This window comes from Stenotrophomonas sp. YJH_SMC_43 (assembly GCF_059372535.1).
Map to the genome: position 1 here is coordinate 866,859 of NZ_JCAFVQ010000001.1, position 21,676 is coordinate 888,534.

Genomic DNA, 21,676 nt, shown 5'->3' on the forward strand with positions numbered 1-21,676 from the left:
CGGTCAGTGGGAGCGCAGGGCGTCTTGCAGCCCTTCGATCGGGTGGAAGCGCAGCTGCAGCTCGGCGAGCAGCAGCGTGCGCATGTCATGGCGGAAGGCCGTGCGCCAGCCGGGCTGGCCGTGCACGCGTTCAAATCGGGCGCCGAGCACGGCCGGCGCAGTGGCCAGCAGGCTGTGCTCGCGCGGGGTGAGGGTCTGTTCCATCACCGCATCGACCTCGGCCAGCCGCGCCAGCTCGGGCGAAACCTGCACCAGCTGGTCGCGCAGGCGGCCGCGCAGGCGGCCCGTGGCGGTCTGGATGGCCTGCTGCAGTACCCGGTAGCGCTGGCGCAGCGAGGCGAAGTTGGGTGCGGCGGCAGCTTCGGCCAGGTCCAGCAGGCGCTCGGCCTCGGCATCCTCACTGATCGAGGCGAGCAGGCTGGCGTGCGCCTGGGCGCAGTCGGCCAGTACATCCCCAACCGCTTCGGCGGCTTCACCGGGCTCGGGCAGGCGTCCGCCGAGCGCCCCGGACAGGGCCACGGCACGGCTCCAGTCCACCCACTGGCCGAGGCGATCGGTCAGGGCGGGACTGGTGGCCGGCATCGCGCCGTCGCTGAGACGGGCGAGCAGGCGGAGGAACTCCGGTCCACCCAGGACCGGCTGCGCTGCGTTCGCCATCAAGGGGTGAGGGGCCAAAAACCATTGATTTTACAACCAGATGACCCCGGCTGGATGAAGGCGGGGCGGGGCGGGGGCGCCCGCAGGCGCGACAAGGCTTAGAATGTCCGGCTGCACCCATCCCGTTCGACCCCTGGAGTTCCCCAATGACCGTTGCGCAGTTCTACCCGATCGGCACCCCCGGACAGCCCTGGGGCGACGCGGAACGCGCACAGTGGCGGGCCCGCCAGCAGCGCCGGCGCAGCTACCACGACGACGTGGTGGCCGCGCTCGAGCGCCTGGACGACAGCTTCGATGTGATCCAGTACGGCCAGCTGGACTATGCGCCGGACCATTACCCGCTGTTCGCCGTGGTCAACCACGACTGGAACCCGGCGCTGCCGACCGCGCTGATCACCGGTGGCGTGCATGGCTACGAGACCAGCGGCGTGCACGGTGCCCTGCAGTTCCTGGAGCAGCAGGCGGAGCGTTACCTGGGCCGGCTGAACCTGATCGTGGCGCCGTGCGTCAGCCCGTGGGGCTACGAGCGCATCCAGCGCTGGAACCCGGACGCCATCGACCCCAACCGCAGCTTCCGTGACGGCGGCCAGATCGTGGAAGCCGCCGCCCTGATGGCCTGGGTGGCCGAGCGCAAGCCGAACCTGCTGGTGCACCTGGACCTGCACGAGACCACCGACAGCGACCTGCACGAGTTCGATCCGGCGCGTTGTGCCCGCGACGGCAAGCCATTCGAGCGCGACACCATTCCGGATGGTTTCTACGTGATCGGCAACAGCGAAGATCCGCAGGCCGAGTTCCAGAAGGCATTGATCACCGCCGTGGCCCCGGTCACCCATATCGCCCCGGCCGATGCCGAAGGCAACCTGGTCGGCCTGCCGCTGCAGTCGCCGGGCGTGGTCTGGGGTGAATCGCGTTCGATCGGCGCCTGCGCCGGCTTCACCGACGCGCGCTTTGCCACCACCACCGAGGTCTACCCGGACAGCCCGCGCACCAACCCGCAGGAATGCAACGACGCCCAGGTGGCGGCGGTGTGTGCGGGCCTGGATTTCGCCCTGGCGGCGCAGTAGCGCGCCACGTTCCGGGCAGCGACCGGCATCAGCCGGCGCCTTTCTTTGGCCGGTGAGGTGGCCACAGCCGGCGAAGCCGACGCGCGGCAACCTGCGAACACATCCAGATCGTGCTGGTACACCCCGCTGTTGACCGCGAACAGGCCCAGCAGCGAGTGGAAGAGGTTGTCGTGGCTGTGCGCCCGGTGCAGGGCATTCTGGTGCAGGCAGGCCAGGTCCAGGCCTGCGTTGCGGCTGAATTCCGGTGAGAACCACATCACCATCGGCACCTGGGTCTGCTCGCGCGGGGCGATGAAGTAGGGCGTGCCGTGCAGGTACATCCCGCGTTCGCCCAGCGACTCGCCATGGTCGGACACATAGATCAGTGCGACATCACGCTGGTCCGCATAGCCCTGCAGCAGGTCGATGGCCTTGCCCAGCAGGTGGTCGGTGTGGACCAGAGTGTTGTCGTAGGTGTTGACCAGCGCCTCGTTGCTGCAATGCTGGATCTGGTTGCTGTCGCAGGTCGGGCTGAAAGCCCGCGACGCTGCGGGATACCGTTCAAAGTAGGTCGGCCCATGACTGCCGAGCTGATGCAGCACGATCAGGGCGTCGCCGTTGATGGCATCGATGCGTGCGCCCAACTGGTGCAGCAGCACGTCGTCGTAGCAGGTGCCGTCGGCGTTGACGCACTGGCCGGCCACCTTCAGCGCAGGCATGTCCTCGGTCGGTACGCGTTCGCACACGCCCTTGCAGCCGCCGTTGTTGTTGTTGCGCCAGAGCACGCTGATGCCGGTGCGCTGCAGGATGTCGAGCACGTTCTCCTCGGTTGCGGCGCGCACGTCGTCGTACTGGCCTCGGGTCATCTGCGAGAACATGCACGGCACCGAGATGGCCGTGGCGGTCCCGCATGAGGAGACATCATTGAAGCTGATGACGCCTTCCTTGCGCGAGAGCCGGGGATTGGTCGCGCGTGGGTAGCCGTTGAGCTGGAAGTTCTGTGATCGCGCGGTCTCGCCGACGACCAGGATCACCAGCTTCGGGCGCGGGCCCGGCGCGCGCCGTGCGTCCATGCCAATCGCGCGCAGCGGTTGCTGGCGGGTGCTGTAGAGGCTCTTCAGGTAACCGTGGGTATGCCGCACCACGTTCAACGGCAGCACCTGGTCGCGGATGTAGCGGTTGTTGCGAAGCAATGACGAATAGTCCTTGTAGAACGCAAAGCCGATCGCCAGCAGCACCATCATGGATACCAGGACGTTGACTGGCCACACCAGGAACGAACGTATCGAGCCCGCCCCGCTGGCGGTGCGCACCAGGGCCAGCCCGGTCGCGGGCAGCCCGCCCAGCGCCAGCAGGGTCAACAGCAGTGGCAGCGACAGATAGGCGTTCAGTTCAGCCTGGTTGGTCTCGAACACGTTCTGCACCATGCTGCGATCGATCAGCACGTTGTAGTGCAGCATGAAGTAGCTGCAGGCGGCGCTGACGACAACGAGCAGCACCAGCAGCGGCCTGCGCAGGAACGGCAGTGCCAGCAGTGGCGTCAGCAGCAGGTTGAACAGGCAGAAAAGCACCACCGGCAAGCTGGCCAGGAACAGCACGCTGCGCAGGCTGTTGAGGTCGATCAGCCCCCACAGCGTCTTCCAGAGGGCGATGTTTCCAATCGTGGTGAAGAACAGTGCGGTGGCCCAGACCAGAACGATCGGATGGGGCCGTGGAAAACGGCGGCGTTGACGCACGAGCAGGTTCCGTGGAGCGGGAGTGCGCGCAGTATCGAAACCGCTTTATCAGGAAGTTGTCAGGTTGGGCGGACTAGCCCAGCAGGATCACGCCCCACACCGCGCCCACCATCAACAGTGCGGTGGTCTGCGCGGCGCTGCCCATGTCCTTGGCGTTCTTGGACAGTGGATGCTGTTCCAGTGAGATGCGATCGACCACTGCTTCGATCGCCGAGTTGAGCAGTTCCACCACCAGGCTGATGAAGCAGACCGCCAGCACCAGCGCCCGTTCGAGCTTGCTGATGTCCAGTACGAACGCTGCAGTGATCAACAGCGCGTGCAGGAGCAGCAGCTGGCGGAATGCCGCCTCGCCACGAAAGGTAGCGATGAATCCGTCTCGCGAATGGATCAGGGTGTGGAAGATGCGGCCCAGGCCGGTCTTGCCATGCGGGTACTTGCCGCTGTCCTTGGGGTGCTGCATGCCGTTTCCGCCGTGAAGTGAGCAATCCCCAGCATGTGCACGCGCGTGTCAGGAAACCGTCAGGCGGGCCATTCCAGGCTGAACCGGCATCCCTGCTGCGAGGAGTGCACCGTCATCCTCCAGCCCAGGTGCTCGACGATGCGCTGCACGATGGACAGCCCCAGTCCCTCGCCATTGTGCGGGCTGCCGGGCACGAAGCGCTGGAACTGCTGTGGGTCGATACTTGAGGGCAGGCCGGGTCCGGTGTCGGCGACGGTGAGTGCGGTGTCGTGGAGGGTGATCCTCACTTCGCCCCTTTCGGTGTACTGGCAGGCGTTGCGCAGCAGGTTCCAGATCACGCTGTGCGCCAGATCTGCGTTGGTGTCCAGCACGGCGTCATGCCGGGCATCAAACGCAACGATCACCGGCTTGCCGGAAATCCACGGTTGGCAGCGCTCCATGCAGGATTCGATCAATGGGCGCAGGGCCACCTTGTTGCGCGGCACGGAGCCGGGGGTACGTGAGAGCAGCAGCAGGCAGGACAGCTGGCGCTGCATCTCCTGGGTAGTGCGCAGGATACGCTCCGCGCTGGGGACCAGGTGGCTGTCGGACGGAAGCTGGCAGGCAAGGGTTTCCGCAGCGCCGCCGATGATGGCCAAGGGCGTGCGCAGCTCATGGCTGGCATCGCCGCTGAAGCATTGCTCGCGATGCAGGAACCGTTCGAGCTCATCACTGTGCCGGGCGAAGGCACGGGCGAGTACACCGATCTCGTCGCGGGCGTCCTGACAGGGAAAGGGCTTCCGCCCGCTCTGCACGGCATCGGCCAACTGCGTGATGGGCGCGATGACGTGCGATGCCACCCTGCGACCGATCAGGAAGGCGCCGAGCACGCAGATCGAAATGACCACCGCGGCAAAGGCATTGATCAGGTGTTCCAGGTAGCCATAGGGTGCAGCGTCCTGCAGCAGGTAGTAGCGCTGGCCGCCACTGTCGAACACACGCAGGTGCCACTCGTCGGGTCCTGCTTCGCCGTGGTAGCCCAGGCCGTACTGGCGCAGCACCATCGGCACGCTATGGCTGTCGTACAGCTGGCTGCCCGGGGGCAGGGCGGTGCGCTCGCCACGGGCCAGTGCTGCCTGCAGCTTGTGCACGGCACTGTCCTGGGTCCGGGCGATGACCGCGGCCCTGACCTGGTCGTAGTCCACCTGTTCGGCCAGGACGATGAAGCCCATCGCGCCGGCCATCAGCAGCACGAACGAAATCGTGATGCGGGTACGCAGGGCCAGGCGGCGGTAGAGAGCGGCAGGGGTCACGCCGGCATGCGCCAGCCGACGCTGTGCACCGTGGCGATCAACGTGGTGTCGAAGCTGCGGTCCACCTGCAGGCGCAGCTCATGGATGTGGGTACGCAGCGCGCCGCTGTCCGGTGGCTCGTCGCCCCAGACCAGGTATTCCATCTCCTGCTTGCGCACCACGGCAGGGGCCGCGCGTACCAGGCACATCAGCAGTTTGTGCGACGTAGGCGTCAGCGCGATGCAGCGCCCCTGTCGCCAGGCCTGCGGCGAGCGCGTATCTACCTGCAAGTCCTTCCACGCCAGTACGCTGTCGACCTGACGGCCCTGGGCGCGTCGCACCAGGGCCTTGATCCGCGCATCCAGTTCCTTCAGCGAGAACGGTTTGACCAGGTAGTCATCGGCGCCGAGAGCGAGGCCCTGCACGCGGTCCTCGACCGGATCGCGCGCGGTCAGCATCAGGATCGGCACCGGGTTCTGGAATTCCCGGCGCAGCTTTCGGCACAGCGTCATGCCATCCAGGCGCGGGAGCATCAGGTCCAGCAGGATGGCGTCGTAGTCGTGCTGCGTGGCCCGGCGCAGGCCGCTGGCACCGTCGCGGGCGTCGTCCAGCACGTAGCCGATAGGCTCAAAGAAAGCGTACAGGTTGGCTACGAGCTCGGGGTTGTCTTCGATGATCAGCAGGCGGGTCATGGCGTGCGTCCTTGCGCGTGGCCGAACTGTGCCCGATCCCTGACTGATTGCCAATGCGCATGCTGAATGGTTCGCGGCCTGGGTTCGGCCGCGTCAAGCGACGTTCAATCGGCCGGCATCTTCGGAAACGAACTGCCAGCCGATATCTTCCGGTTTGTCCGAAAAGAACAGGCTCATGTAGGTCGGCTTGTCCTTGTTGATCAACGAGGTGCGGAACGATTCGACCACCTGTTCGATGGCATTCACATCAGCCGATGATGGGCGCTGGCTTGCGTGGGCCGGCAGGCCTGCGGCGAGGCACGCAGCGAGAAGCGCGTTCTGGATTCCGGTGGCTCGCATCGTTCATGACGGCCTTCGTAGGGTGGAAGCGCCACCGGGGCCCCGGCTACAGGGCCCCGGCGCGCTCCGCATTCAACGATGCAGCGCGTCGATGATCAAGCCGGTCGCGATCTCCACCAACAGGTACTCGGTGTCGGACTGGCGCACCCAACGCTGGCCGCGACCCGGATTGCGCAGGTCATAACGCGCGTAATCGTCCACCCAGTAGCGGCGGTCCACTTCGGCCCAGGGCAGGCGGTCGCCACGACGCCAGGCCTTCTTCTGCCAGCCGGGCGGCGGCGCATCACGGTTGTGCGGGCCGCCGGCATGCGGCGGCGGGCCGTTGCCGCGGGCGTGATGCGGCGGGTCAGCGAAGGCGGGGGCCGCAGCCAACGCGGTGGCGGTGGTCAAAGCGATGGCAAGCAAACGTGTGGTCTTCATGGAAGTGCCTCCGTCATGGCCGCAGCATGCGGCGCTGTGGCGGGAATATAGGGCAGTCAGTGTGAATGAATACGGGTTTGGGAGGCACTTTTCTGAACAGACGGCGCGGCCTGCAGCCGCTGCCAGGCAACGGGTCACTGGACCCCGCTCGGGGCTGAATCTGTTGCAGCCCAGCCTCCACCCAACGACAGGAAAAGATCCATCTGCCGGTCAATGCGCTCCGCGCGCGAGACGGCCAATGCGGACTCCGCATCTGCCAGCGCGGCCTGGGCCGAAAGCAGGTCGAGAAAATCGATCCTGCCGAAACGGTAGAGCTGCTGCGCCTGCCCGGCGGCCCGCGCTGCATCCCCACGCGCCTGCGCCAGGCTGCGCTCGCGTTCAAGCTCCTGCGTGCAGGCAGAAAGCGCGGTCTCGGTCTGGCGCAGTGCCTGCAGCACGACGCCGTCAAAGGACGCGAGCGCGGTATCTGCATTGGCACCTGCCGCTGCGACGCGGGCCTTGGCCACGCGGCGGTTGGGCCAGTGCCATGACAGCACGGGACCGATGCTCGCACCGAAGCCGTCGGCCGACAGCAGATGCGCCGGTGTGCCGGCCACGCCCGAAGAGGCGCCCAAGGTGATCTGCGGATAGAGACCCGCCGTCTCGACACCGATCATTGTAGTCGCGGCGGCCAGGCTGCGTTCGGCTGCGCGTACGTCGGGGCGCCGCTGGAGCAGTTGCCAACCATCACCGACCGGCAGCGCCTGCTCCAGCTCCGGGGGGCCTGGGCAGGCTTCGGCCTCCCTGGGATAGTCCGCCGGGAGCCTGCCCATCAATGCGGCCAGTTCGAACAGTGCGGCCTGGCGTTCCGCCAGCAGGTGCGGTATCCCCGCCGCGCTGCGGTTGACGGCGGCACCGGCACGGCTGACATCGAAGTCCGTTCCGCGCCCTCCGGCAGCCAGGCGTCGGGTTGCCTCCAGCGTGGCGCGCTGTATCGCCAGCACCTGCCGGGTCGCAGCGAGCGTGTAATTGCTTGTGCAGATCTGGAGATAGGCACGGGTGACGGCAGCAGCGACGACCACGCGGACCTGGTCGCGTGCCGCAGCGACGGCCTCGGCGTCCGCGTTGGCGGCTTCGTTGCCGCGGCGGATGCCGCCTGCAAGATCCAGTGGATAGGAGAGGTGAAGGCCCAGCGCATACGACTGCGGCGCGGCCGACGCCTGGGTGTAGCCACCGGCATGGGTGAGCGTGCCCGATGCATCCACGTCGGCTTGCACGGCACCGCGCGCGCGGTACTCCAGCACGGTTGCGCTGGCGCGCCGAAGGTTGGCATCGGCGGCGCGCAGGTCGGTATTGGCCGCCAGTGCTTCGCGTACGTAGGCGTCAAGCCGGGGGTCGCCGTACAGGTGCCACCATTGATCTGGTGGCGCGTCCTGGCTGAACGATGCCTCCTGGCCCGAGACGAACGCCCGCGCCACCTGGGGGGAGGCCGCGACCGCATTCGCAGGCAGGTGATAGTCGGGGCCGGATACGCAGGCCGTCATGGGCAGCAGCAGGGCAAGCAGCCCACCGCGTAGTGTTCGCACGCTCACTTGCAGGCTCCCGGTGCCGAGGGTGTGATGGTCACACTCGCAGTGCGACCCACGATCAGGCGGGTATCCGACGGCGCATCATCGATGCGGATGCGTACCGGGATGCGCTGCGCCAGCCTCACCCAGGTATAAGTTGGCGCCACGGCGGGCAGCAGGTTGTGTGTGCTTGAGCGCTGATCGTCGGCAATGCCGGCGGCGATGGTATCCACGTGTCCGCGGACGTCGTGGTTGTCGCCCATCAGCCGGGCCACGGCGGCATCGCCCTCGGTGATGCAGGCCAGTTTGGTTTCCTCGAAGTAGCCCTCGATACGCAGGCTGCCGGTGTCGATCAGCGCCAGTGCCTGCGCACCGGGTTGCAGGTAGTCGCCCGCGTGCAGGTCGAGGTTGGTGATGATGCCATCGGTGGTTGCGCGCACCTCGGTGCGTTGCACGTTGAGCTGGGCAACGCGCTGTTCGGCCCGTGCCTGCGCCAGCGCGGCCAGCTCGGTATCGACCTTGGCGGCATTGCGTTCGCGGGTTTCCGAAGCGACCAGGTTGCCAAGTGCGTTGTCCCGCGCCGATTCGCGGCGGGCCAGCGCCAGCGTGGCATGCGCGCTCCTGACCGCCGCGTCTGCCTTCTCCAGCGTGGCGGCGAAGCGTGGCTGGTCCAGCACCAGCAGCAGCTGGCCGGCACTGACCCGCTGGTTGTCGTGCACCAGCACCTGGGTGACCAGCCCCCCCATGTCCGACGCAACGCGCACCACATCGGCGCGCACCCGCCCATCCCGCGTCCACGGGCGCATTTCGTAACGATTCCAGAGGGAGAACGCGGCAATGGCGGCAAGCGCACACACGCCCAGCGTTGCGCTCCAGCGCCCGATGACAGCAAGCAGGTCTTTCATTTCATTTCTCGAGCAGGGGCGAGAGCCGGATCATCAGCTCCGCCAGGATCACGAACAGGGACAGGCCCACCAGCGGCCGCGCGGCGAACAACCGGTACAGGCCGAGGCTGGCGAGCAGACGTGAGGTCAGCATCGACAGCACCAGCGCGGCGGCGGCCACGGCGAGCAGGCCGGGAATGAGCACGCCATCAATGGAAAGATCAGAGAGCATGCGGTCAGTGCTGATGGGTGAGCGGTGAGGCCAGCAGGTCGCGGCGCAACCCGCTGAGCAGGTGCAGCAGATACCCTCGATCGGCCTCGGCGATGGCTGTTGCGGCCTCGCGCATGCAGTCCAACAACTTCAGAAGATGGGCATCGACACTGCGTGGCGCGTGGGCGCGAACCCTGAAATGTGCGGCGACGCGTTCGACCAGCGCCGCGTGTAGCGCCCGAACGTGCGGGGTGTCCAGGTACTTGTCCAGTGTGCGGAGTTGGCTGGATGCATGTGCCGCACGAACGTCCGCAAACAATGCCCGCAGCTCGTGTACTGCGCTGGAACGGCCCTGCAACCTGGGAGCGAGCAGCCCGATTCGATCCAGCATGCGGCTGAGCCAGGCGCGGGTCACATCACCTCGTCCGGCGGCGTGTCGTGCGATATCCCGACGGATCGAATGCTCCAACCGTGCGCGGTTGCGGCCCGCGTCGGCGGTCTGGAACAGCTGCATGCTGCACAGTGCCACCGTCGTACCCACGAACAGCGCAACGCTGTTGTTGAGTGCGCCGACGATGTTGACCGTTTTGGTCGCGCCCAGGCCTGCGATGATCGGGAAGGTCAGTACCACGCCCAGGGCGGCCATGATGAAGGGCGGCCGGGCTAGGAACGATCCGCACAGCAGCAGCACCGGCGCGAGCGCGGCAATCAGGCCGGTGATATCGGACAACGTGGGGAAGATCAGTAGACCGTAGAGCAGGCCGACGGCCACGCCGATGCACGATCCCACCAGGTAGCGCATGACATGCGGTGCCGGCGCTTCGATCGTGCCGAACAGCACGCACGCCGTGCCGATGATGGATACCGCCGTGGCGCCCTCCGACCAGCCGGTGACGATCCACAGAACGCAGCTCAGCAGGATGCCGGCGAACGCGCCGAGCGCGCTGCGCAGGGCAAGCCGATGATCCCGGTGAAGTACCGCACCCTGCACATGTCGCGCAAGGCGGGCAGGCACATGCCGACGCCAGTCGGGACGGGCAGTGTGCAGTTGCGCCTGCAGCACGCGGCAGTCGGCGTGGGCGAGGTCGAGCTCGGCCTGTTGCGCGGCGAGGCCGGCCTGCAGCAGATCGCGCCAGCCCGTTGCATCCATCGCGCCGGCCTGTGGTGAACGCAGCCGGTCGATGGAATCTTCCACCGCGCTGGACAGCATCAGGACGTCCAGCATCCGGTCGTGCAGGGCGCGCAGGATCTGCACCTGCGCCACGCCGTGGGCGCTGTCGTAGGGCAGGTGGATCGACAGCACATGCAGCTCGAGCAGGTCGGCGGCCACTTTCGAGCGGTCCGTCGCCAGTACCGTGTCCGATGCACCGGCGCGCATGTCCCGTGTCCATCGTTCCGCATCATCCAGCACGGCAGCAACCCGTGCGTGCACGCGCATCGAGACCCGGCGCGGCAGCACCAGCGCATGTACCAGCGTTGCGGCCAGGATGCCGATGGCGATTTCCTGCACCCGCGTGATGGCAATGGTGAACACGTCTCCCGGCACCATCACCGCAGGAAACCCGATCAGGCTGGTGGTATAGCCGGCCAGCAGGAACGCATAGGCACGTGGCGTGCGGTCGAGCATCGCCAGATACAGGCACAGCGCCATCCACGTGGCGAGTGCGGTGCTCAGCACCAGGGGGGCATTGGCGAAACGTGGCACCAGCACGACGGTGGCGACGGCCCCGCCCACGGTACCGAGCAGGCGGAACAGGCCGCGGCTGAGCGTTGCCCCGGAAAAGGGCTGTGACACCAGATAGACCGTGCCGATCACCCAGAACGGGCGATTCAGGCCGACCCTCAGAGAGACATACAGCCCCAGCGACGCGGCGAGCAGGCATTTGAGCGAGAACAGCACCGCCTCCTGGTCGGTCCTGAGGGCAGGGCTTTTCAACCGGGCGAATGCCTGGAACAGGTGGGGAAGAAAAGGTGTGGGGAGGTGCATGCGGGTCATGCTAGTGATCGGCCGCACTGGCGAATTTCGCTACAATGACAACCAATCGCTAAAACCGGTCAATGTGAGAATGGCTCGCATTTCGCTCCCCGGCTTTGACCTGGACCCGGACGAGACCGATCGCCCGGCGGTCGCCAGCCGCCTGCAGGTGGCCGAGCACGACGCGGAGATTCCCGTACATGAGCATCGCAAGGGCCAGCTCATTCTTGCGCTGCATGGGGCGGTGACCTGCGAAGTGGCCAGCGCGTTGTGGATCGTGCCGCCCCAGTGTGGCGTCTGGATTCCGGGTGGCATGCCGCACAGCAATCGCGCCACCGCCAACGCGCGCCTGTGCTATCTGTTCGTCGAGCCCGGCATCGTCGATCTGCCCATGCAGTGCGTGACGCTGGCGATCTCCCCGATGCTGCGGGAGATGATCCTGCACCTGGCCGACGCGCCGCTGGACTACCCGCATGGCAGCCACACCGACCGGCTGGCGCGGGTGTTGCTGGACGAGCTGGTACAGATGCCTGCCGAGCACCTGTCGTTGCCGGTCAGCCATCACCCGAAGGTGCGTGCATTGGCTGCGGCATTGTCGGCTGATCCGGCAGACCGCAGCACCATCAGCCAGTGGGCCGTGCGCCTGGCCCTGGGCGAGCGCACGCTGACCCGGTTGATTGAGCGAGAAACGGGCTTGTCCTTCGGACGCTGGCGGCAGCAGCTGCACCTGCTCATCGCCATTCGTGAACTCGCCGCGGGCGCACCGGTACAACGCGTTTCCGAGACGCTGGGCTATGAGTCGGTGACGGCCTTCATCACGATGTTCAAGAAAGGGCTTGGCCTTTCCCCGGCGCGGTACTTTGCCGTGCGGCTGCGCGGGCAGTAGCGGGGAACAATGGGGGAAGCCGTTGCCCGGAACGGCTACTTCGAGGTGTCGGAGACCGATGGAATCGCGGCCACCACCGCAGCAGGATCCTCGCGCTGGAGGGTGTGGCCGGTTGCCAGGTAGCGGTGCGAGCCGCGCGTGAATCCCGAGAAGAGCAGGGCGCGTGCGGCAGATTGTGCTGGTAGTGATGTGAGCTATGAACACGGACTCCCTGTAGAAGAAGTCATGGGAGCCCGGCGTAGGCCGCTGAATGGCCACGGATGCTTGAATCTGTGACCGGTTACGCGGCTCCACACTTGAACGTGCAAGCGTCTTCAACGATAAAGGCGGCATGTAGCACTGCCGCATACCGGACCAGGGACGATCCGAAGCATGACGCGGGGAACACCTTCGCGTTCTCGTTCCCGCCGGCGCTGTGTTCGTCCAGGAAGGAGAACAGGGATGTTGGAACGACTGAAGACCATTTCGTGTGCCGTGCTGGCGATTGTTGCCGTTGGCTGCATTGCGCCGGCTGTTGTACAGGCGCAGGAAAGCAAGATCACCTGGCGTATTTCCCAGCCCGGCGGCGACGCGACCCAGTACAAAACCCAGCAGGCGGCGGTGGCCGGCATCAAGAATCTGCCGGCGCCCAGCCCCTTCCCGCCGGAGTTCCAGTTCGGCTGGCAGTACGTCGACAAGATCAAGTCGAAAGTCGTGGACTTGAACGGAAATACGTCGATTACCTACTGGATGGGAAAGACGCAGCCCTCCGACCCTGACTGGACTTACTACGGCGCGGGTGATGGTGGCTTCTTGTCCGAAGAGGAAGTGCTGGAAGCGCTCATTGCAGACTTGCAGGACATCAATCCCCAGTGTCCTGGGGAAACTGCTGTGCCGGAAGGAGAATGGGGCCCAACTGCTCCAGGGATGGACGGAATTTCGGAGGTCAGGGAGTACCGGGTCACCGGCATGCTGGGCAGCAATTCGGCGGAGTCTCCGTGCGTGCCCTTCGACGCAGGAACGACAGGGCTTGCTCGCATGCGACGCTTGAACTGCCCGATCCCCTTCACGCAGTGGTCCAACACACACAACGCCTGCGTCAGCGAAGAATTCGTTGCAACCATTACCTCGAAGTCGCAGAAGTGCGACAAGGACGGCGGCAACGGTAGCTGCCCCATGTCCCGCAACGATGCAGCGGCGAACATGAGTCCGATTCCCGACAAGGACCCGGCCTCCAACGGCGGTACCTGCGACGGCAATGTCGGCAACCCATGTGATGTCAAAACGGGCGAGAAGTACGAGATCGCGCCGGACTTCGATCTGGGCTGGATCGCGCTGACGCGCTTCTATCACTCCGGCATCTCCACCTCATCCGGTGGCGTCGGTTATGGCTGGACCCATTCGCTGGGCGCCCACCTGGCACTGGATGGCGTTGACAGTGTGGGCATCATTGAAAGCACTGGTTTCCAGCGTGCATTCAAGAAGATCGGGCAAGCCTATGAGGCGGACGACGACAGTGGCGATCGTCTGGTCCAGAACGGCAACTGGACACTGTACACGGCCGATTCCATCTCTACCTTCGGCGCGGACGGGCGTCTTGCCGCCAAGCGCTTCGCGGATGGCACGTCGCTGACCTACATCTATGACGACAGCGACCGCCTTGCAGCCGTCACCCACAGCAGTGGCCGCACGCTCGAGTTCGTTTACCAGTCCAACGACTATGAGGCGCTGATCAGTTCGGTGCTGGTCGAAGGCATTCCGCTCGCCACTTATACCTACACGCCGCAGAACCAGGTCGCCACGGTGACCTATGCTGGTGGTGGTGTGCGGACGTATCACTACGAGAACCAGGACTTCCCCCAGCACCTGACCGGCATCACCGCCGAGGACGGTCGCCGCTACAGCACCTTCACCTACGATTCCATCGGTCGTGTGATCTCCAGTCAGCATGCCGGCGGTGCCGATGGCGTGACGCTGGCCTACAGCCCCAATGGCGGTGCGGTGGTGACCGACGCGCTGGGGCGGCAGACCGACTACACCCTGACACCCGGAGGCGATAGCGCTCCGTCGCGCAAGGTGACCGGCCTGACGGATTCGCAGGGAACCGTCAGCCGAACCTACTACGACCAGAGTGTCGACTTCCGCCGGCGTCTGAATACCTACACCGATCGCCGCGGCATCCAGACCAAGCACACCTATGCGCAGGGCACCGATCCGGTGAGCGGTCGTGCCGTCAGCATCCATACCGTGACCGAAGCGGTCGGCTTTCCCGAGCAGCGTGTGGTGACCACGGCGCGCGACGTCGAAACCAATGCGGTACTGACCACCCGGATCGGTAGCCGCGAAACCCGCACGGCCTTCAATTCCCGACGCCAGCCGACGGCCAACACCGTGACCGACACCGCTTCCGGTCAGACGCGCATCACCAACTACACGTACTGCGAAGCCGCTGATGTGGCAGCGGCAGGCAGCTGCCCGGTGGAGGGGCTGCTGAAGAGTGTGGATGGCCCGCGCACGGATGTGGCCGATGCCGTTACCTATGCCTATTACTCGGCGGATGATGCAGGGTGCGCGACGGGAGGTGCCTGCACCTATCGCAAGGGCGACCTGCGCAGCGTGACCAATGCGCTGGGCCAGACGGTCGAGACTCTGGCCTACGACGCTTTCGGACGGCCGTTGTCGGTCAAGGATGCCAACGGCGTGGTCACCGACTACACCTACCATGCTCGCGGCTGGCCAACCTCGGTCACCGTACGTGGCGCGACCACTGCCGAGAATCGGGTCACCCAGATCAGCTACTGGCCGACCGGCCAGGTGCAACAGATCACCGAGCCCGACGGCAGCAGCGTTTCCTATGTCTACGATGCGGCGCTGCGCTTGACCGATATCGAGGACAACGCGGGCAACACGATTCACTACACGCTGGACAATGCCGGCAATCGCCTCAAGGAAGACACGCTCGATGCAGGCGGTACCCTGCGCCGTACCCTCGCACGGACGTTCAACACACTCGGCCAGCTGACCGCACTGAAGGACGCAGGCAACCACGCTACCGGCTTTGCCTACGATGCTAACGGCAACCCGCAGACCGTGACCGACGCCCTGCAGCGCGTGACCAGCCAGCAGTACGACCCGCTGAACCGCCTGGCCCAGACCTTGCAGGACGTGGGTGGCGTGGCCGCCGAGATCCGCAGCCAGTACAACGCGCTGGACCAGGTCACCCAGGTCACTGACCCGAAGGGCCTGCATACCACCTACGCCTACAACGGATTCGGTGACCTGACCGGGCAGGTCAGCCCGGACAGTGGCGCCAGCAGCTTCACCGTGGACGCCGCCGGCAACCGCAAGACGGCCACCGATGCACGCGGCATCACTGCCACCTATCACTACGATGCACTCAACCGCCTGATCGGCATCGCCTACCCGGACCCCAATCTGGACGTGGGCTACAGCTATGACGTGGCGCCGGCCGCCTGTGCCGCCGACGAGCGCTTTGCCAAGGGCCGCCTGGGGCAGGTGCTGCACGCCAATGGCAGCACCCAGTACTGCCATGACCGCTTCGGCCAGGTCACCCGCAAGGTGCAGACCGTCAATGGTGTGGCCAGCACCCTGCGCTATGCCTACAGCAAGACGGGTCGCTTGACCGCGTTGACCTACCCCGACGGCAGCGTGGCCGACTACGTGCGCGATACCCAGGGCCGCATCAGCCAGATCGGCCTGACCCGCCCCGGCCAGGCGCGCCAGATCGTGGTGAACAACGTGACCTATGCGGCCTTCGGCCCGGCGACCGGCTGGACCTATGGCAATGGCCGCCAGCTGCAGCGTCCGCTGGACCTGGACTATCGCCCGCAAGCGGTGCATGACCCGGCTGCAGGCGGCCTGTCGCTGGGCTATGGCTATGATCCGGTCGGCTCGATCACTGAGCTGAAGAATGGCGCAGGCTCGACGGTGCTGGCCAAGTACGCCTACGACACGCTGGGCCGACTGACCCAGACCCAGGACGGCGCGACCGGCACGCCGATTGAAACCTATGCCTATGACGCCACCGGCAATCGCACTGCGCTGACCACCTCAGCAGGCACCGCCAGCTACACCTATCCCGCAACCAGCCACCGGCTGACCGCCGTGGATGGCGAGGCGCGCAACCATGACGCGGTGGGCAACACCACCAGCATCGGCGGCAAGACGTTCACCTACAACGATGCCAACCGCATGAACGCCGTGAAGCAGGGCGATGCCGTGCTGGAAAGTTATGCCTACAACCACCGCGGCGAGCGCGTGCTGCGCACCCCAGCCGGTGGTGCGGCTCAGATCACCCTGTACGACGAGGCCGGGCAGTGGCTCGGTAACTACTCGGCCACGGGCCAGGCGCAGCAGCAGGCCATCTGGCTGGACAACTATCCGGTGGCGCTGATCAACACGCCGGCTACCGGCGTGCCGGAGCTGGCCTACGTGCAGCCGGATCATCTGGGCACGCCGCGCGTGGTGATCGACCCGGTGCGGAATGTCTCGATATGGGAGTGGAGCAACAAGAGCGAGGTGTTCGGCAACCAGATTCCGAGTCTTGATCCGGATGGCGATGGTGTGGCGTTCGAGTTGGCGCTGCGCTTCGCCGGGCAGCAGGCGACGGATGCGAGTGGGCTGTTCTACAACTATCGGAGGGAATACGACCCGGCAGTGGGGCGGTATACCCAGAGCGATCCGATTGGGTTGATGGGTGGACTGAACTCGTTCGCGTATGGAAGCGGAGATCCCACTGGCCGTGTCGATTCGCTAGGCTTGGCCGATAAAAAATACATACCTCAGGCCGTACCTGTTTCACCGGAGTTGCAGGCGGTCGGAAATCGGCTCCAGAGGCTGGCAAACCAAGCAGCGTCCACCATCGACGCCACCTGTGGATGGCGTTGCTCACTGCCTTGGATACGCGGAACGCTCATCCATAGTGAGTTCAAGCGCCTGGTGGATACCACATGCCCGACGTCTCAGTATGCGACTGAGGTGAGCTACGCTGGCCGTAGGGTTGTTAGGTATGGGTACCCGGGGTCCTCACGGGCGGACGCTGTGTACGGCCCAGTTGATGCACCTCAAGCCATCTTCGATCTGAAGACTGGTTGGGCTTACATCTCCTGGGATCAGTACAATAAGTACGTCAAGAATCTCCCCGAGGGAACTCTCGTGGTGGAACTTAAGCCTGAAGGCCGTTGATAAGATGAACAAGCGATACATTTGCAGCCTTCTGCGGAAAAGGTCCGGCCTGATCGGCGGGTCAAGCGGATATTTTTTCCGAAGTGACTATGACTATGTGGCACAAGGAATTGTTCTGGAGTTCGTCCCAAGGGGGCTCTATGTATGGAATTTTGTATTTCCATTGTTTGACTCCTTTGGGCCGCATCTTTCCTACAGCAGCCGAATCGCGGATCGGCCGTTTATCGGAAGGGATCAAATGGCAGACGATGATGTGGTTGAGAGCATTCTTTCATCGATCGAGCTGCGAAACGTTATTGAAGCGAAGTCTTCAATGACCTTGATGGAATTTGCATCATTTCTCGAGACGCGGGGCTTGAGAGGTGCTCACGCTCATATCAATCATGCAACTGCATTGGCGCTATTGGGGAAGACGGATCTAGCGCTGAAGTTGCTGAAGGAACTAGTCCCGGCGTTGGATGATCATGATCTGAAACTTTGCGATTCTCTAATAGTGGCCCTGAATCTTGGAGTTGAGGCGGTCAAATCGATGCTGGACGTGGTGAAGGAGAAGAATGTTAAGAAGCTGGGCGGCGCCTGATCCAAAGGTTAATCGTCCAGTGTTTCCCGGGTAGCCATCAGCCGCCAAGTGCCTGCTGCGTCTCGAACTTTATCGGGGCGGCTCGTCGCTGGAGCGGTGGCGCTGTCTTGGGTTCTAGAACATCTCGATGTGCAGGGCGACGTTTGCGCGTGTCTCGTCGTGATTGCTTTAGATCCTCTGCTTTGTATGTTCCCGCTACTGTCGCTGGAAGAAGTTCTCCATCGATGCGTTGTCATGGCTGTTTCCTATCCGGCTCATGCTGCACAGGATGTCTGCTCGCGCAGAACGCTCTGCCAGTTTTACTGGGTGAAGAGCGAATTGAGTTCGCCAGGGTTGACGATAACGAGCCGGGACTTGCTGATCTTCTTGATCGTTGGAAAGCGGTCGGCTATCCGCTGTCCGGCCTGAAGTGTTTCCGTATCGAGACCCGCTCGACCGGAAGCGTCATTCTCATCTACGCCAAGACATGGCGGATCGAGCATCTGCTGATGGCGGGCGCGGTGCTCTGAAGGACATCCCGTGCCCAGATTCCTCACCCCCGACGAGGTCTCCCTCATCCACAGGCTGCTGCCTGGGGCGACCGAGCTGTCCGAACGGTTGTTGAAGGATCTGGCGCTAGCCCAGGTGGAGGACGTGGAGGTCGTCGGATTTGGGGGTGTAGTGTTCCTGTCCAGCACGACCCAGGTCTTCGGAAGTGACATTGCCACGGCGATGCTTGCCGATGCCGACGGCGTGCCGGTGAGAGTCACCCTGTGCCTGGACAATCACGATCAGCTCTTCGAGCTGGAGCTGTGGAAGGCGGACTTCTCACCGATCATCGGCGTCGATCTGAGGGGCGCTTTCAGCGAGCATTGACGCCTGCTGAAAGCGTTCCTCGCTTAAGGGCGTTGCGCATCGCGCTCACCCTTCGGGCTGCAACCGCCCCACCGCCTGCGCGCACAACGACTGGCAGGCCTTGACCAATCCCTCCATCACCCGGTCGCCCACGTACTCTTCCGGTTCGCCGTTCTGCCGGGTGCGTTCCGCCGCCAGTAGCATTTCCAGCACCACCCGCAACCCGCTCAACGCGCAATCGGCATCGGCCAGGGCCAGGCAGCGCCCGGGCAGCTGATGCCGCTCCGGCCAGGGCTGTCCGTCGGCCGCCGCACCGGAGCCGATGCGGTGGAGATTGGCAATGAAGGTGTTCCTGTCCACCGCAGGCGCAGCCTGTGGCGAACCGTCGTCGCCGGCGGTGCTGCGGTAAGCGTGCAGATGCGGGAAGTCCGATTCGTTCATGGCGAGGCTCCGTGCAGGGCAATCGGTAGCCGCCACCCGAAAGGTGGCGGGCGGTACGTGGTTCGAATCCGGGTTGGCCTCAAGCCGGCGGGCGCGAACGCCCCCAACGCACCGCCCGCCATAGCCGGCAGTCGGATTGCCAGCCGGCGCCACGCATGGTGACGCCGGCTGGCAAGCGCACTTACTCAAGGCCAACACGGGATTCGAAGCCCGGCCACCCTTTTCCGGTGGCACGCCATCTGAGCCCTTGGCGCTGTGCAATGCCAATCAGAAGAGTTGCAAACATCACTCGATTGGAGACGCTTTCGGCATTCTCCCACGCTGTTAAGCACTGCCAGCACAGGCTGGCGCGGTGATCCGCCCGCACCGTGCAATCTGCGACAGGTGTCGAGGTTGGAAGGAGGAAGGGGGCGGGTGGGGAGGGGCGATGGCGACAGGGATAACAGGACCGGTAGCGCCGGGCCACGCCCGGCGAGCCGACGGCGCATGAACATGGAGGATTCCGCCGGGCATGGCCCGGCGCTACCGATTCCGTTGTTCCTTGACGTTCCCAGCCACCAAGCGCAGGCTTGTTCAGCACGTTTCCTAAACAGAAGGAGACTTATGACCGCGACCGCTTCGCTGCACCCAACCCCCGACACTCAGGGCCGTTCCCGCCTTTGGAGTGTTTTCTGGCTGCAGGGCGTCATTCCCAGCAATATTCTGTGGGCGGTGGCCCTCTGGGCCCTGGCCAACCAGCGCACCCCGCTGCTGCTGGGGGTATTTGCCGTGCTGCTGCTCTATACCGGCTGGATCATCCCGGCGGTCTGGCGGGCGGCGCCCGCCGCGCACAACCCCAACCTGGGCGTGGCGGCGCGCGGGCTGACCGTGGCCTGGGGGCTGAACACTGTGCTGGTGATCTTCTTTCTGACCTTGCAGCTGGTGGCTCAATAGAACTGGACAGGCTCGCCGCCCCGGTCGAAGGCGGCGAAGCGGCCGATCTGACCGTCGTGGATGGCGTTGACCATCAGCTTCAGCGGGCGCGCGGCTTCGTCGCTGTTGGGTGCGAAACCACCTCTGCCATCCAGTGCCGCCACGAACACCAGGTCCCAGTCAATGCCGGTGGTGGTCGACTCGGCCGCCAGCGCCTGGAAGCTGGGCACCTCGTCCGGCAGCTTGTCCACGCACAGCACCGGCGACAGGGTGCCGCCCTCGCGGCGGTCATGCCGGTCGCGCTGGTCACCGGTGGGCGATTCGGGCAGCTCGGCGCGCACGAATACGAACAGCAAGCGTTGCGGTTCAGCCTGCTGGCCGGCGGCATGCAGCAGTTGCTGGAAATCGTTCATCATCATGAGGGTTGTCACACGCCCGCTGCACGGAAAGCCGCATGCTGCCATAACGCCTGCCGCGCGGGGCCGAAGACGATTGATTTAAGTCATGCCCATGGAACTGAAGGCCGCGTACCCTGGCAATCGTTCCAGCAGGCGAGGGTATCCGGGCCGTTCCGGGCACAGGCAAGACGGTGGAGCAACAAGGTGGACCAGCCATGAGCCAACTCACCGACGGTTTCGGACGCAGCTTTCCGTACCTGCGCCTGTCGTTGACCGAAGCCTGCAACTTCCGTTGCAGCTACTGCCTGCCCGACGGTTACCAGGCCGATGGCCGCCCGCGCTTCCTGCAGGTGGATGAAATCGCGCGCCTTGTGCGTGCGTTCGCGGCGCTGGGCATGAGCAAGATCCGCCTGACCGGCGGCGAGCCCAGCCTGCGCAAGGATCTGGACGAGATCATCGCCACCGTGGCGGCAGTGCCGGGCATCCGCAAGGTGGCCATCACGACCAATGGCACGCTGCTGCCGCGGCGCCTGCCGGGCTGGCACCGGGCAGGCCTGACCGCGCTGAACGTGAGCATGGACAGCCTGCAGCGCGAACGCTTCAGGACCATCACCGGGCATGACCGTCTGCCGGAGATCGAACAGGGCCTGGCCCTGGCACAGGCACTGGGCCTGCCGGCGATCAAGCTCAACGCGGTGCTGCTGCGCGGCCTGAACGACGACGAGCTGCCGCAGTGGATGGACTACCTGCGTGACCGCCCCTTCAGCGTGCGCTTCATCGAACTGATGCGCACCGGCGACAACGAAGCCTATTTCCAGCGCCACCACCTGCGCGCCGACGTGGTGATCGAGCAGCTGCTGGCGGCTGGCTGGCACGAACGGCCGCGCGCCGCCGATGCCGGTCCGGCGCGCGAGTTCGGCCACCCTGACCATCGCGGCAGCATCGGCATCATCGCCCCGTATTCACGCGACTTCTGCAAGGGCTGCAACCGCCTGCGGGTGACCGCCAAGGGCGACCTGCGGCTGTGCCTGTTCGGCGAGTTCGGCGTGCCGCTGCGCCCGCTGCTGCAGAGCGACGATGACCATGACGCACTGCTGGCACGCATCACCACACAGCTTGGCCTGAAAGCGGCCGGGCATGGACTGCACCAGGGCCAGACCGGGCTGACCCCGCACCTGGCCTCCATCGGAGGATGAGCAACAC

Annotated in this window: 19 protein-coding genes and 3 pseudogenes; 7 read left to right on the forward strand and 15 right to left on the reverse strand. The window is 65.1% G+C overall.

Translation table 11 applies throughout. The features are described 5' to 3' along the window. Positions 1 to 3: 3 nt before the first annotated feature. On the reverse strand, positions 4 to 657 hold the full coding sequence (locus AC5QAH_RS04080; RefSeq protein WP_495232108.1) for a DUF3348 family protein: 654 nt from the start codon (positions 655 to 657) through the stop codon (positions 4 to 6). A gap of 146 nt (positions 658 to 803) precedes the next feature. On the opposite strand from AC5QAH_RS04080, the gene AC5QAH_RS04085 reads away from it, so the two are divergent. Next, a complete protein-coding gene (locus AC5QAH_RS04085) occupies positions 804 to 1,724 on the forward strand; it encodes a M14 family metallopeptidase (RefSeq protein WP_010485250.1) in 921 nt (306 codons plus the stop codon). On the opposite strand, the gene eptA is transcribed toward AC5QAH_RS04085, so the two are convergent. From eptA to AC5QAH_RS04135, 10 genes and pseudogenes are all read right to left on the reverse strand, one after another. Next, on the reverse strand, positions 1,628 to 3,439 hold the full coding sequence (gene eptA / locus AC5QAH_RS04090) for a phosphoethanolamine transferase EptA (protein ID WP_313268643.1): 1,812 nt from the start codon (positions 3,437 to 3,439) through the stop codon (positions 1,628 to 1,630). The two genes, AC5QAH_RS04085 and eptA, sit on opposite strands and share 97 nt — an antisense overlap. Before the next feature lie 73 nt (positions 3,440 to 3,512). Then, positions 3,513 to 3,899 (reverse strand): diacylglycerol kinase, encoded by a 387-nt coding sequence (locus AC5QAH_RS04095; protein WP_019659912.1) that lies wholly within the window; start codon positions 3,897 to 3,899, stop codon positions 3,513 to 3,515. A gap of 59 nt (positions 3,900 to 3,958) precedes the next feature. After that, positions 3,959 to 5,191, reverse strand: a complete 1,233-nt coding sequence (locus AC5QAH_RS04100) for a HAMP domain-containing sensor histidine kinase (protein WP_019659911.1) — start codon at positions 5,189 to 5,191, stop codon at positions 3,959 to 3,961. Further along, on the reverse strand, positions 5,188 to 5,862 hold the full coding sequence (locus AC5QAH_RS04105) for a response regulator transcription factor (RefSeq protein WP_019659910.1): 675 nt from the start codon (positions 5,860 to 5,862) through the stop codon (positions 5,188 to 5,190). The genes AC5QAH_RS04100 and AC5QAH_RS04105 overlap by 4 nt, the downstream gene beginning before the upstream one ends. Positions 5,863 to 5,979: 117 nt before the next feature. Continuing rightward, a pseudogene (locus AC5QAH_RS04110) lies at positions 5,980 to 6,201 on the reverse strand (nuclear transport factor 2 family protein); the annotation flags it as partial. A 72-nt stretch (positions 6,202 to 6,273) separates the two neighbouring features. Beyond that, entirely contained in the window at positions 6,274 to 6,621 is a 348-nt protein-coding gene (locus tag AC5QAH_RS04115) for an RcnB family protein (protein WP_021204235.1), read from the reverse strand. Positions 6,622 to 6,755: 134 nt separating this feature from the next. After that, positions 6,756 to 8,192 carry an efflux transporter outer membrane subunit gene (locus tag AC5QAH_RS04120; protein ID WP_495232109.1) on the reverse strand — a complete coding sequence of 479 codons (1,437 nt, stop codon included), beginning with the start codon at positions 8,190 to 8,192 and terminating at the stop codon, positions 6,756 to 6,758. Next, positions 8,189 to 9,073 carry an HlyD family secretion protein gene (locus AC5QAH_RS04125; protein WP_126559792.1) on the reverse strand — a complete coding sequence of 295 codons (885 nt, stop codon included), beginning with the start codon at positions 9,071 to 9,073 and terminating at the stop codon, positions 8,189 to 8,191. Before AC5QAH_RS04125 ends, AC5QAH_RS04120 begins: the two co-directional genes overlap by 4 nt. A 1-nt stretch (position 9,074) precedes the next feature. After that, positions 9,075 to 9,284 (reverse strand): DUF1656 domain-containing protein, encoded by a 210-nt coding sequence (locus AC5QAH_RS04130; RefSeq protein WP_005409927.1) that lies wholly within the window; start codon positions 9,282 to 9,284, stop codon positions 9,075 to 9,077. 4 nt (positions 9,285 to 9,288) lie between these two features. Continuing rightward, entirely contained in the window at positions 9,289 to 11,259 is a 1,971-nt protein-coding gene (locus AC5QAH_RS04135; protein ID WP_262102517.1) for an FUSC family protein, read from the reverse strand. A gap of 70 nt (positions 11,260 to 11,329) precedes the next feature. On the opposite strand from AC5QAH_RS04135, the gene AC5QAH_RS04140 reads away from it, so the two are divergent. Then, positions 11,330 to 12,124 carry an AraC family transcriptional regulator gene (locus tag AC5QAH_RS04140; protein WP_262102659.1) on the forward strand — a complete coding sequence of 265 codons (795 nt, stop codon included), beginning with the start codon at positions 11,330 to 11,332 and terminating at the stop codon, positions 12,122 to 12,124. Positions 12,125 to 12,159: 35 nt separating this feature from the next. Here the strand turns inward: AC5QAH_RS04140 and AC5QAH_RS04145 are convergent. Then, a pseudogene (locus AC5QAH_RS04145) lies at positions 12,160 to 12,294 on the reverse strand (alpha/beta fold hydrolase); the annotation flags it as partial. Between the two features lie 271 nt (positions 12,295 to 12,565). On the opposite strand from AC5QAH_RS04145, the gene AC5QAH_RS04150 reads away from it, so the two are divergent. Next, positions 12,566 to 17,308: an RHS repeat-associated core domain-containing protein gene (locus AC5QAH_RS04150; RefSeq protein WP_224328224.1), complete on the forward strand. Its 4,743-nt coding sequence runs from the start codon at positions 12,566 to 12,568 to the stop codon at positions 17,306 to 17,308. A 4-nt stretch (positions 17,309 to 17,312) separates the two neighbouring features. Continuing rightward, entirely contained in the window at positions 17,313 to 17,888 is a 576-nt protein-coding gene (locus AC5QAH_RS04155) for a hypothetical protein (protein WP_224328223.1), read from the forward strand. Positions 17,889 to 17,925: 37 nt separating this feature from the next. On the opposite strand, the pseudogene AC5QAH_RS04160 reads toward AC5QAH_RS04155, so the two are convergent. After that, positions 17,926 to 18,187: pseudogene (locus AC5QAH_RS04160) on the reverse strand (IS3 family transposase); the annotation flags it as partial. 220 nt (positions 18,188 to 18,407) lie between these two features. Here AC5QAH_RS04160 and AC5QAH_RS04165 point away from each other — a divergent pair. Further along, positions 18,408 to 18,743, forward strand: coding sequence for a DUF6984 family protein (locus tag AC5QAH_RS04165; RefSeq protein ID WP_197597706.1), 336 nt, complete (start codon positions 18,408 to 18,410; stop codon positions 18,741 to 18,743). A gap of 45 nt (positions 18,744 to 18,788) precedes the next feature. Here the strand turns inward: AC5QAH_RS04165 and AC5QAH_RS04170 are convergent, their stop codons facing one another. Further along, the gene (locus tag AC5QAH_RS04170; RefSeq protein WP_049455111.1) at positions 18,789 to 19,163 is read right to left on the reverse strand and encodes a hypothetical protein; all 375 of its coding nucleotides are present in this window, start codon (positions 19,161 to 19,163) and stop codon (positions 18,789 to 18,791) included. A 603-nt stretch (positions 19,164 to 19,766) separates the two neighbouring features. On the opposite strand from AC5QAH_RS04170, the gene AC5QAH_RS04175 reads away from it, so the two are divergent. Next, entirely contained in the window at positions 19,767 to 20,096 is a 330-nt protein-coding gene (locus tag AC5QAH_RS04175; protein ID WP_010485292.1) for a hypothetical protein, read from the forward strand. Here AC5QAH_RS04175 and AC5QAH_RS04180 read toward each other — a convergent pair. Continuing rightward, entirely contained in the window at positions 20,090 to 20,494 is a 405-nt protein-coding gene (locus AC5QAH_RS04180; RefSeq protein WP_019337817.1) for a hypothetical protein, read from the reverse strand. The genes AC5QAH_RS04175 and AC5QAH_RS04180 overlap by 7 nt on opposite strands. 194 nt (positions 20,495 to 20,688) lie before the next feature. On the opposite strand from AC5QAH_RS04180, the gene moaA reads away from it, so the two are divergent. Next, the gene (gene moaA / locus AC5QAH_RS04185) at positions 20,689 to 21,669 is read left to right on the forward strand and encodes a GTP 3',8-cyclase MoaA (protein WP_008265266.1); all 981 of its coding nucleotides are present in this window, start codon (positions 20,689 to 20,691) and stop codon (positions 21,667 to 21,669) included. The last annotated feature ends 7 nt before the right edge of the window (positions 21,670 to 21,676 follow it).